Genomic DNA, 12,520 nt, shown 5'->3' with positions numbered 1-12,520 from the left:
AAAGCAAAACGTATTGAAGTGCACGTCATTTATCGCTTATTTTGTAGGTTTATAGAGGAATGAACAACACACGGGAAATTAAAGATGAAATCTTTTATCATGTTTTTCAACGAAGCTTTTACGATAGTAAAGGAGATCAACATGGTGACTTTCAAGGATTGGCCTCTAAACTGGATTATATACAGGAGTTAGGGGCAAGTTCTATTTTAATCCTGCCCATTTATGATTCTGTCTTCTATCACAACTACTTTGCAACTGACTTCAGAAAAATTGATCCCCGCTACGGGACACTGGAAGATTATTTTAATTTGATTCGTGCTGTACACGCAAGAGGCATGAAATTATATTTAGATATGGAAGTACAGTATGTGACGGAAGATCACATATGGTTTAAAGAAAGTTATGGAAATCCCGAGTCACCCTATGGTCAACATATTTTGTATAATGGGCCCAATAATACCGAACCGGAATCTATCATATTTGACTTAGCAGAGATACATTCGTATGATGGAAATATCAGAAAAGTAGCTTGTCTAAATTTATTTAATCCTGAGACACAGGATCAGATTTTTAAAGAATTCGCCTTTTGGGTGGATCCACATGGGGACGGTACACTTCGAGATGGAATAGATGGTTTTCGTTTAGATCATATGATGGATGACTTAGACGACAAAGGTCGATTGGTCGGTGTATATAGTAAGTTTTGGAAGCCATTGATCGGTCGAGTCAAGGAGATGAATTCAGATGTCAAGTTTATTGGAGAACAGGCAGATTGGTCTTCACACGGTATAAAGGCTTATAATGAGGCTGGTGTGGATTTTATGTTTGCTTTTCCACTTAAATATGCCATCAGTAATTTTAACAAGGGGGAGATAGAGTGGGCACAGGAACAAGGTGTTCAAGGGACACCCGAAGGTAAAAAGCAGATCATTATTATTGAAAATCACGATACAACGCGATATGCATCCTCGGTTAGCAGTCATCCTGCCAAGTTAAAAATTGGGGCAGCGTTAAATATTCTTCTAAAAGGTGCTCCAGCTATCTACTATGGTCAGGAATTGGGTATGGAAGGCGAAGGAGGTTTCGGAGTTTATGGGGTTTCAGATGGTAATGACATTCCTCGCAGAGAGGCATTCCCATGGCAAGCCAAGATGGTAAGCCCAGGATCTACACTTTGGTACAAAGATAGTGGTCCCTGGTGGAATGACAGCAAATTAGCAGATGATAATGGCATTTCTGTTGAAGAGCAAATCTCGAACCCGGATTCACTTCTCAACTTTTATAAAAAACTAATTTTCATTAGGAAAACGTATTTGTGTATACAGGAGGGTGAAATTGAATTTTTGGATGTTGACAATGATTATGTTCTGTCTTTCCTCAGAAAATTCGAACAGGAACAAATTTGGGTTGTTATAAGTTTGTCAGATCAGAACCAACACATTAACTTCCCGACACTCGAGGTGGAAAATGAAATTTTGACCTATCCTCAGGAAAATAAATTCAGTAGCGAATTGGTTCCATACTGTATACATGTTTTAACTCTAAAAAATTGACATAACAAACTAAAATGAAATATCTAACATAAAAGACGTTATATCAAGAGAATGAACATATTACGCCTGATCACAGTAACATTATTGATGAGTATCATAAGTCAAAAGTCTATTGCCAACAATCACATTATTCCAGACGAAATTAAGGATGAAGCGCTCAAAGCGTTAAGTTATTATCCTGAATTGCAAGATGCTAATATTGAGTTTAGATTTAAAGACAGTATTAAGCAATCTACCATGCAGGCTCGTCCAAAGTTCAGTAGTTTTTTTAAGCATAGAAGAGATCGGGAGTATGTAATATTAATCAGCAAAGTCTTTAAAATCTCAGGAAAAAGATATTTGACTAAAGACCTTCCACGTGATGTTATGATCGGTTGGTTAGGTCATGAACTGGGTCATATCATGGATTATCAGAATCGCAGTCGATACAATTTAATCGCTTTCGGAGTCAAATATTTGTTCGTGGACAATCATATCATGCGTGCTGAAAGAGCAGCAGATGGTTTTGCTATCAGGTCCGGAATGGAGAAATACATTCTTAAGACCAAGCAGTTTATTTTGAACCATGCAGATATCGATGAGAAATATGTGGCTAGAATTAAGAAATACTACCTATCTCCTGAGGAAATAATGGAAATGGTCAGAATTAGAGAAGAGAAAATGACTTCTTCAGCTCTGTGATTGAACAAAAGCTTCCCATTCTTCGAATTTTTCCTGGTTCATTACTTTTTCCATCTTTACCTGGCCCCCTTTTTTCTTTTGTGCACCGCTCCAATCATAGAACACCTCAGGATCAATGACGTGCACCTTAACACCTTTTAAAGCTTTTGATCTCGCTACGCTATAGTTTTTGTTAGCCGACTTCAAGTAACTATCTAGGGCTTCGGAAAGTGTTTCAGGTGACTGGTTCAAGTCTTCTGCACCTAAATACCAGACATGATAGAATTCACCATCTATTTTTTGTGCACAAATAGTATACTCAGGTATTTTGGCATCGAACTTAGTTTCTAATTCCTTAACTGCGTCGTTCAGTTTATTGACTGAAAGCTGTGAACCGACTGTATTTAGAAAAAATTTGGTTCTACCGGTAATTTTGATTTCTGTCCTTTCAATATCAGTGAAGGCGATGGTATCTCCAATCAGATATCGCCATGCTCCACTGACACTACTGAGGATCAGTATATAATCTTGATTCAGTTCTACTTCTTTCAAGCTCAGGCTTGGAGCATCATCCACGATGGAACCATCCTCCTTAATGTAATCAGGATTCATGGGAATGAATTCAAAATAGATGCCGTTGTTGGTCAGAAGTTGCATTGAGTCTGTCTCCGGCCTGGTTTGGCAGGCGATAAAACCTTCAGATGCAAGATAGGTGTCTATGATGGTCACCGGCTTACCACAAAGTTCAGCGAAACTTTTAGCATACGGCTCGAAGGCTACGCCACCTGAGGTATAGACTTGCAAGTTAGGCCACACATCATGAATGTTATCAGCCTCGTGATATTTGATCACTTCTTTCATCATCAGCTCCATCCAGGAAGGAATACCGCTTAATCCACTGATGTCCCAATTTTTAGCATTTTTAGCGATCTCATGCACTCTGGAATCCCAATCATCGATCTGCGCAATTTCTTCACCTGGTTTATAGTAAGATCGAAACCAAAAAGGTATTCTGCTGGCACTTATGCCGCTGATTTCACCTTCTTTATGATGTTCTTTTTCTTCTAAATCGGTGGAGCTTCCAAGCATCATGAATTCCTTCTCAAAAAATTCAGGTGGTAAATCAAAATTTCGAAGAGAAGTAATCTGTATGATACCACCTCGTCTGATCGCGGCGATCATGTCATCTGTAACAGGTATCCTTTTACTTTCACTACCTGTAGTTCCTGAGCTCAATGCAAAGTAACCTGGTGATCCAGGCCAAGTAATATCAGGTGTTCCATCATGCATCTTACTCCACCACCTGGCATTTATCTTATCATAATCATGATAAGGTACAGCTTCCACAAAAGCTTGGCGTATATCTTCACTTTCGAGTAACTTATCAAATTTGTAGTAGCGGCCAAAAACCGTATCCTTCGCTTTTTCAAGCAAATTTTCAAGTACTTTTTCCTGATTACTAACGTGATCTTGCTGAGGAACCAATGCTTCTGTGAAGTCAAGAATTCTCTTTACGATATTGCCTAATATTGCCATGACTAGTAAACTTTGATTCTTTACAAATTGATCGGTTTATTTATCAATATTAATATCCAGGTCAGGATGCATATCTTTGCCACTGATGGCATTGAGTACCTCGAAACTTAAAGATATTTGCTCACCTTCGTGATCTAAAGTTCTGACTAATAGTAATTTATCGGAATGAGGAGCGATGGTCACAATGTCTGAATGCTTTTGCAAACTATAGTCAGATGTATTTTTCAATAAATAGGTTGCATCAGAATTGTTGGTGACTTTGACCTGTAGCACAGATGAAGGACCGATGAATCCTTCACTGTCAAAAGAAAGTGAAGATGCTATAATTTTATCTAACCATTGCTCTTCTCCGATGAGTAAATCATTGTACCAGGCTACCGTTCTGCCTTCAAACAAAGCCTCTTTTATACTCTGAATGCTTCTTTCTTCTGCAAAAACCAGCGTAACAGGTCGATGTCCACCTTCTGCCAATCTATATTGATAATCCACCAGGCCATGAATATCAGAAGTGCCGATGGCGGTAAGGCCTTCTTTCTTTGCCAGTTCTAATGCTTCTTCTGAGTAGGTTAAGTCATTGACAACTTCTATTCCATGCAAGTAGTCCTTTTCTACTAAAAGTCGATGAAAGTCCGTCATTCTGGCAACTCCATCTGCTCTTTGCTGAATCCAATCTGGATGATTCCAGAATACAAATGCACCCTGGCGATGTGCTTCTGCGAATACTTCCAATGAATCTTCGATCATCAATTTATTGGCATCTTCGATAAAGAGCGCATTAGAATGACCTGGCGGCATTTTTCGTGTAATTTCTGCACCGTGAATGATTAAAAGGTCATGCGGTTTAGCTTGCTCCACTGCTATTTCATAGGATCTGTTTCGGTCAGGATGAGGGATGTCTTGCTTATGAGGCTGATACTCTAAATGTTCTGTTAGTGAAATGGCATCCAGTCCATCCCTGACCGCTTCCTGAATTCTGATATTGGGCCATACTGACCCATCTGAAAATACAGTATGAATGTGGAGATCAACTTTTAAGGTTTTAAAGCCTTCCACATCAGGGAATTGAATTTTTCGGTCCGTATCCTGGGCTTTGATGATCAGGGTAGCTAATGAAAAGAATAGCAATACATAAAGTGACTTCATTTTTTTGATTTTTTTATATCTGAATAATGCGTATATACGGTTTGAATAAAGGTTAGTATCATTCCTAATCCGATCAATACATAAAACATAGTAAAGATCTTGCCACCGGAAGTTTGTGGTGAAAAGTCACCATAACCGATGGTTGTTAATGTAATGATAGCAAAGTAGAACGAATCAATGAAATTCCAGCCTTCAAGATAATGATAAGTAAGCCCTCCGATGATAATGATCAAAGTGGAGGTAAATAGTAAATCACGATATTCTTTATCTCTTAGGAATGAGATGATGGTTTGAATAAATAGCATAACGACGGATTCTGACTAATTAATGATGGAATAAGTAAATTCTAATTTAGGGTAAAATTATTTTCTTTATATTGATTGGCATAAGTAAGTCTAATGAATAGAAGAAATTTTATACAAACATCGACACTCGCTGCGCCAATGGCCGTTGGAGGATTTTCAATCAAAGAAATTTTTAATAAGTCTGGAGGTAAGCATGACTTTCAACTAAAGTATGCGCCACATCTTGGGATGTTTAAACATCATGCAGGTAGTGATCCTGTGGATCAGATCAATTTCATGGCAGAAATGGGATTTCGTGCTTTTGAGGATAATGGGATGTCTAACCGCGATGTAGATGTTCAGAAGAAAATGGGTGATGCCCTGGCGAAAAATGGAATGGATATGGGTGTATTCGTTGCCCATAAAATTTACTGGAATGAACCCAATCTGGCCGGAGGTGATGAGGATTTAAGGGCTGAATTTCTGGATTACATTAAGAAATCGGTAGAGGTTGCCAAGCGTGTCAATGCTAAATGGATGACTGTCGTTCCGGGTCATCTGGACCTTAGAAAGGAGATGGGTTACCAGACTCAGAACGTAGTAGAGTCTTTAAAGCAAGCAAGTGAGATCTTAGAACCCCATGGGCTGGTCATGGTCTTAGAACCTCTTAATTTTATGAATCATCCCGGACTATTTCTGACTAAATCGGCTCAAGCATATGAAATCTGTAAACATGTAGATAGTCCTTCATGCAAAATTCTATATGATATTTATCATCAACAGATTACAGAGGGAAATTTAATTCCTAACATTGAACAATCTTGGGATGAGATCGCCTATTTTCAAATTGGAGATAATCCAGGCAGAAAAGAGCCTACCACAGGTGAGATCAATTATAAAAATGTATTTAAGTATATACATTCCAAAGGGTACAATGACATACTAGGAATGGAACACGGAAACTTTTATGAGGGCAAGGAAGGAGAAGAAAAATTGATTCAGGCTTACGTTGAATCCGATAGCTTCTAAAAACTGGTCACAGGCTAAAAGATGCCATTTGGCATTTATTGGGTGTCAAATGACCCTCTGCAAGCAGAGTTCACCAATTATCCTGTAAACCAGCTATTTTAAAAGCGAGCAAGCACATTGCGCCTGCTCAAATTTTTATTTAGTTTGTGGAAATAATATATCCCCAAGGGTTCAGCACGATTTCATTTTCACTCAGATCAGCTGATTCACTCATTTCAATTTCGTTCATCTGCGATCTGATATCTTCGGCTAAAGATATTGTTTTTTTCGAATTTGTGAAATTGATACATACGGTGACTCTGTTTTCGTCTTTCTCACGATAGAAAAAAAGGACATCCGGGTCATTGGATATTCTGGTAGGGGCAGCCCCATATTCACCGTTCCACAACGCCGCATTTTCCTTTTTTAACTTCAACAAGTCCGTATAGAAATCCTGATAAGCGTAATTCTCGAACCCGATATTATCTTTTTCAAAAAACTCCAATTGTTTCCTTAATGGTTCTTCTTGCCCTCCATAAATGAGCGGCATGCCATCGAAAGTGGCCGTAAATACTGCCATGGCCTTATGGGCATCTCCCATTCTGTCAAATACAGTACCGGCCCATGTGTTTTCGTCATGATTAGAGGTAAACATCATATGGTAACCCTTTTCAAATTTGCTGGTGTCCTCCATATAATATGCCCAAATGTCGTCTGCATTCTTTTCTCCTTGTGCTACTTCATTGAGCAAATGATGGACTGACCATCCATAATCGGCATGAAAACCTCCTTCATTTCTCTGTTTAGGGACTTCACCTTCTGCTAATAGAAAAATATCTCCTTGTTTTTTTAACTCCTCATTGGCAGCCTTCCAAAAATCATCCGGAACGCCATGGGCGACATCCATTCTAAAACCATCAATATTGCGCTCATTAATCCACCACTTTAAAGTTTCGATCATTTCCGCCCTCATTTCAGGATTATCATAGTTCAAATCTGCCACATCGGTCCAGCCCCATGATTCTCCCGTGTTATAGTCGATAGGGTCTATGATTTCTCCTTCATCATTTTTCGTATACCATTCAGGGTGCTCTTCTATCCAGACGTTATCCCAGCCTGTATGATTGGGCACCCAGTCGATGATGACTTTCATTCCAAGATCATGAATTTTATTAACCATAGCATCGAAGTCTTCAAGCGTGCCGTATTCAGGGTTGACAGCTTTATAGTCTGCTACAGCATAGGGTGAGCCTAAGGTCCCTTTTCGTTTTTCTTTCGATATAGGATGAATGGGCATCAACCATATGATTTCGATTCCCATGTCCTTAATCCTTTGCAGATGGTTCGAGAAGGCTTCAAAGGTCCCTTCTTCCGTAAACTGCCTCATGTTTACTTCATAAATACTGGCATCCTTAGCCCATTCTGGAATATAGGTTTCTTCTGAGTCAACATGGGAGTCAATCTCTTGTTTGTCGTTATTGACTTCACAAGCAGTCAAAAAAATGCTAATGAATAGGAGCTGGTATAAGTGGTTAATCTTTATCATCATTTATATAGTTTCAAATTCGTATTGATCTTGTTTATTTGAAAGTGATTGTACCTTTTCTTTCACTTTGATCTTTATTTCTGGTCCACTAATGTGTTTGAATTCCGTTCTGTTATTTGATATAAACACCTGTACAACAGAACCTCGGAATTTTAATTTGAATGAAAAGCTCTTCCACTGATCTGGTATTTTGGGATCAAAATGCAGTACACCATCTCTCACCACCATGCCACCGAAACCTTTAACTATGCTCATCCATGTTCCTGCCATAGATGTGATGTGTAGACCATCTTCAGTATCATTGTTATAATCGTTCAAATCTAATCTTGCAGTGCGCACATACATTTCATATGCTTTTCTGGGCATATCCAGCTTAGACGCTAAAATAGAGTGGATACAGGGAGAAAGGCTAGATTCGTGAACAGTTCGAGGTTCGTAAAACAAAAAATTTCTTCTGATGGTTTCGAGATCAAATTCATCCTGAAAGAAGAAAAGTCCCTGTAGCACATCAGCTTGTTTGATGAAACAAGATCTTAGAATGCGATCCCATGACCAGTTCTGATTGAGGGGCAGATCTTCTTTTCCGAGTTCGCTTACCAGGATTTGTTCTTTATCCATGTAATTGTCCTGCTGGAGATGGATTTGGTATTCTTCATCAAAAGGATAGTACATCTTATCAATGATGTCTAACCAATGAGCTGTTTCTTTTCCTTCGTCAAAGTTGATTCGCTCTGATATCGCTTGATAATGGTTTGGGTTTTCCTCTTTTAATCCTATAATGGACTGTATGGTATATCGCATTGTCCAGCAAGCAATATAGTTCGTGTACCAATTATTATTGACATTGTTTTCGTATTCGTTGGGTCCTGTAATACCCATCATCACGTATAATTGTCTCTTTTCGGAGAAATGAATTCTCTGTGACCAAAATCGAGAGATAGCTATCAATACTTCCAGGCCGTGTTCACCCATGTATTGATCATCTCCGGTATAATTGATATAATCATAGATGGCATAAGCAATGGCGCCATTTCGATGAATTTCTTCAAAAGTGATTTCCCATTCATTGTGACATTCTTCACCATTCATCGTCACCATAGGGTAGAGTGCAGCTCCATTCTTGAAGCCTAGCATTTCTGCATTTTCAATGGCTTTTTGAAGATGTTTATATCTGTAAATCAACAGTGCCTCCGCTACTGATTGTTCAGCGGTACTCATGTAAAAGGGGAGACAATAAGCCTCTGTATCCCAATAAGTGCTTCCGCCGTACCTTTCACCTGTGAATCCTTTAGGCCCGATATTTAATCGGTAATCATCACCGGAATACGTTTGATGAAGTTGGAATATATTAAACCTTATGCCTTGCTGAGCACTTTCATCTCCCTGAATGGTAATGTCAATGTCGTTCCATTTATCACTCCAAATTTGTCTCTGCGCATTTAGATAATAGTCATATCCGTTGTTAAAGGCCGACTTGAGTACTTCTAAAGCGTTCTTATTCATATCCTCCTTGGGATGATTAAGGGAAGAGAGCATGGAAACGAATTTGGTCACTATGATTTCATCACCTTTCTTTGCTGATGTTTTGACGAAATGACCAACCTGCCGCTCTCTTTCTTCCAATGGAGTTAAAGACTGAACAACGTGGTTCTGTAGTATCTGAACCTTCTGGGCAACGGTTACTTTAAAGCCTGTTTTCTTCGTGGTCGCTGAAATTATGCTCACATCCTTTCTGGTCTCAGCTTTATACTGATGCCAGAAGTTTTCTTCGTAATTAGAATCCTCATTTCTGACATCGAAATCCACTTCAGCTCTACATTCCACCTCAGCCGCTCCTTCAATTACATTTATTTTGTAATAAATTAGCCCTAACTCTTTATTTTCTAATGAGTTAATTCTTTCAGAAAAGATTTTCAATTGTGTGCCGTCGCTTAATTCAATCCAACAAGTTCTGCGCAAGGCACCCTCTTTCATGTCAAGTTCCCTATGAAATTCAATCACTTTTGCGGTGGCCAGGTCTACCCTAATGCCATTGACATAAACATCAATGATGTTCCAATTTGCTGTATTTAATACCTTAGCATAATACTCCGGATACCCGTTTTTCCACCAACCGACTCTTGTTTTATCAGGATAGTAGACACCGCCGATATAGTTGCCTTGTAATGTTTCACCTGAAAAGTGTTCTTCAAAATTCGCTCTCTGCCCAAGACGACCATTCCCAAGACTGAATATACTTTCAGATACTTTATTAAACTCCGGATGAAAACCTTCTTCGATGATCTTCCACGGATGTACGATTAAATAATCTTTCATAATTGCTCTAAAACGTCCATGCTTTCATCAGCAAGACTGGTTAAATTGATATCTGCGATTTTTAGAATTTCAGGATCCCCAATCCCGATGGAATAAAAACCACCTTTTCGCGCTGCCTCAAGTCCTTTATAGGCATCTTCGATGACTACGCATTCCGATGGCTCTACATTCAAGGCTTTGGCTGCAAGTAGAAAAACCTGTGGGTGGGGTTTCGTTTCAGTGGTGTTTGTACCGTCTATAATAGCATCAAAGTGATCCGTTAGGTTTAGACCATCCAGTATTCTTCTTGCATTTTTACTTGCAGATCCTAAAGAGATTTTGATGCCATTTTGCTTACACTCTTGAATCCAATTCATGGTACCCGGTAAAATGTCACTTTCATCAAGCTCTTCAATTAATTCCAGGTAGTACAAATTTTTACTGGCCGCTAGTTTCCTCTTATCATCTTCCAGCATGTTTTGCAACTCACCTAAAGACAGAATATAATTGAGCGAATCCATTCTGCTCATTCCTTTCAGATTTTCATTCTGCTCTTCTGAAAAATCAATTCCCAGCTTGTCTGCTAATGCCTTCCAGGCCTTATAATGAAACTTGGCAGTATCGACAATAACACCATCTAAATCAAAAATAACACCCTTAATATTCTTCTTCCAATCCATATTTATCATACTTAGTGTAAATTTAACACATTAGATGAGAAAGGCAAGTATTGATGCTTTAAATTTGTGCTGTAAGCGTTGGTTATTGGAATTGTTTTTGCAACACAAAAGCATATGACACAAGAAGTAGGACTAAGTAGGGCTCAGATTTCAAGAGCTGCTTTACAAAGACTGTCTCTGGCTATGAGACATCTTTTCATCAGGGGGAGTTATAAACCGCTCGGTGTTTCTGGAGAATCAATGATCAGTTCGATGCTGGCGCTCAACCCTGAAATTTATGGCAGCATGAGTGATTCTGAAAAAGTCGAACTCAATGGTATGCTTTATATATTTCAAAGATTACCCAAAGGAATTGAGCAATGCAGGTACATCAAGTTGATCAGCAGAGAAGGATTAGAAGACACGGACTTTGAACCTATTGTACCGAGTAAACGAAGGCGTAATTGCTATCGCATCGACGAAGAGCAAATGTACATCGAGATGACCAGAGGAAGAAGTGACATTTATGATGTTTTAACGCATCTAACCTTTATGTACATAGAAGCCGAAAAAATCAGAGCTAATAGCCTGGATGCCAAAAACAGAAAAAGAAGGTCCTGGAATATGTTGGAAGCCATGGTCATGGAACTGAGAGCTGGGAATGAGATCGATACCAATGTAGGGTGTACTTATCTATCTGCCATTTTAGGCAGAACATTTAAAGAGACCATGGCTGCAGCAGAAATGTTTGAGCAAGATAAAAATGTCAATTCGTTGGTGGAAATTGTTTATGAACTAGGGAGACTAAGCATGCAGGAGTTTTTCGATGATATAGACAGAGAAATCAGCTTTTCTTCTCCACTTCGTGAAAAACTGGGGCATCACTTTTTTGGAGAAGAATGGGCGAATCAGATCAAAAAGACGATATGGGAAAAGCAATTGGAGCATAAGGAAATTCACATTATCAGTGCAAATCTGCATTCAGTCATGAATACACTTTATGCGAATGGGGCATTAGGTACTAAGGTAAAAAATAAGTCACTGGAAGAGATCGCACTAGAACTGAATAGCAGTAGTGCCGGAAGGGTGAAGGTCAGAGACTACGCTTTTGCTAATGGGATGATAGAGATTCATAACCAAAGTGGTACCAACATATCCGTGCAAATTATTGATTGTGCCAATTTAAAGCCAGACCAATTGCCTAAAGAATTAGGAAAAGATATTGATGCCGAAACCCTAAATAATAAGGTGATCGTAGTCATGGATTATGCTTTCGGGGAGCAAGCCTACGAGACCATGGATGAATTGCTCAAACCATATGAAATCAATGGTCAAAAACACCGAATGAACGTGGCATCGATCAATATTATGGGAAAGGCCGGTATTCTGGAAGGTAAGAAAGGAGACATTATGATAGCCACGGCTCATATCTTCGAAGGAAGTGCTGATAATTATCCTTTTGAAAACGATCTGACCACTGAAGACTTTCAGGATAGTGGGCTAGGAGTATATCAAGGCACAATGATTACAGTGCTGGGTACATCATTGCAGAACAGAGATATACTACAATACTTTCTTAAATCCTCATGGAAAGCAGTAGGACTCGAAATGGAAGGGGCACACTATCAGAAGGCCATTCAGGCTGCGTCGCTCATCAGAAATAATATATCGGAAGAAGTCAAAATCCGCTATGCCTATTATGCCTCTGACAATCCATTGGTAACAGGAAGCACATTGGCTTCAGGTTCATTGGGCATCAGTGGTGTTAAGCCCACCTATTTGATAACTTCCAAAATCCTGGAGAAGATTTTTGCATAGCTTTATTTATCTTGTCTT

General features: G+C 39.1%; 10 protein-coding genes. 4 read left to right on the top strand and 6 right to left on the bottom strand.

The features are described 5' to 3' along the window. The first annotated feature begins 59 nt into the window (after positions 1 to 59). Together L2567_RS02380 and L2567_RS02375 are read left to right on the top strand one after the other, a co-directional pair. Positions 60 to 1,553, top strand: a complete 1,494-nt coding sequence (locus L2567_RS02380; protein WP_235296088.1) for an alpha-amylase family glycosyl hydrolase — start codon at positions 60 to 62, stop codon at positions 1,551 to 1,553. Positions 1,554 to 1,604: 51 nt separating this feature from the next. Then, complete coding sequence (locus tag L2567_RS02375) at positions 1,605 to 2,234, top strand: hypothetical protein (RefSeq protein WP_235296087.1); 630 nt, start codon at positions 1,605 to 1,607, stop codon at positions 2,232 to 2,234. On the opposite strand, the gene L2567_RS02370 is transcribed toward L2567_RS02375, so the two are convergent. From L2567_RS02370 to L2567_RS02360, 3 genes are read right to left on the bottom strand one after another with little or no spacing between them, the layout of a single operon-like run. After that, complete coding sequence (locus L2567_RS02370; RefSeq protein ID WP_235296086.1) at positions 2,223 to 3,749, bottom strand: GH3 family domain-containing protein; 1,527 nt, start codon at positions 3,747 to 3,749, stop codon at positions 2,223 to 2,225. The genes L2567_RS02375 and L2567_RS02370 overlap by 12 nt on opposite strands. Positions 3,750 to 3,785: 36 nt before the next feature. After that, positions 3,786 to 4,892: an Sb-PDE family phosphodiesterase gene (locus tag L2567_RS02365; RefSeq protein ID WP_235296085.1), complete on the bottom strand. Its 1,107-nt coding sequence runs from the start codon at positions 4,890 to 4,892 to the stop codon at positions 3,786 to 3,788. Beyond that, positions 4,889 to 5,197 (bottom strand): potassium channel family protein, encoded by a 309-nt coding sequence (locus L2567_RS02360; protein WP_235296084.1) that lies wholly within the window; start codon positions 5,195 to 5,197, stop codon positions 4,889 to 4,891. The genes L2567_RS02365 and L2567_RS02360 overlap by 4 nt, the downstream gene beginning before the upstream one ends. Before the next feature lie 93 nt (positions 5,198 to 5,290). On the opposite strand from L2567_RS02360, the gene L2567_RS02355 reads away from it, so the two are divergent. Continuing rightward, the gene (locus tag L2567_RS02355) at positions 5,291 to 6,205 is read left to right on the top strand and encodes a hydroxypyruvate isomerase family protein (RefSeq protein ID WP_235296083.1); all 915 of its coding nucleotides are present in this window, start codon (positions 5,291 to 5,293) and stop codon (positions 6,203 to 6,205) included. 139 nt (positions 6,206 to 6,344) lie between these two features. Here the strand turns inward: L2567_RS02355 and L2567_RS02350 are convergent, their stop codons facing one another. The 3 genes from L2567_RS02350 to pgmB are packed head-to-tail and all read right to left on the bottom strand — an operon-like array spanning position 6,345 to position 10,705. Next, positions 6,345 to 7,733: an alpha-amylase family glycosyl hydrolase gene (locus tag L2567_RS02350; protein WP_235296082.1), complete on the bottom strand. Its 1,389-nt coding sequence runs from the start codon at positions 7,731 to 7,733 to the stop codon at positions 6,345 to 6,347. Beyond that, a complete protein-coding gene (locus L2567_RS02345) occupies positions 7,734 to 10,046 on the bottom strand; it encodes a family 65 glycosyl hydrolase domain-containing protein (protein WP_235296081.1) in 2,313 nt (770 codons plus the stop codon). It lies immediately after the preceding gene. Further along, on the bottom strand, positions 10,043 to 10,705 hold the full coding sequence (gene pgmB / locus L2567_RS02340) for a beta-phosphoglucomutase (protein ID WP_235296080.1): 663 nt from the start codon (positions 10,703 to 10,705) through the stop codon (positions 10,043 to 10,045). Before pgmB ends, L2567_RS02345 begins: the two co-directional genes overlap by 4 nt. Positions 10,706 to 10,819: 114 nt before the next feature. On the opposite strand from pgmB, the gene L2567_RS02335 reads away from it, so the two are divergent. Further along, a complete protein-coding gene (locus L2567_RS02335; RefSeq protein ID WP_235296079.1) occupies positions 10,820 to 12,502 on the top strand; it encodes a DUF6909 family protein in 1,683 nt (560 codons plus the stop codon). Positions 12,503 to 12,520 lie beyond the last annotated feature (18 nt).

The sequence above is a fragment of the Portibacter marinus genome, assembly GCF_021533195.1.
Lineage (GTDB): Bacteria > Bacteroidota > Bacteroidia > Chitinophagales > Saprospiraceae > Portibacter > Portibacter marinus.
This window is presented reverse-complemented; position numbering and strand designations above follow the sequence as displayed.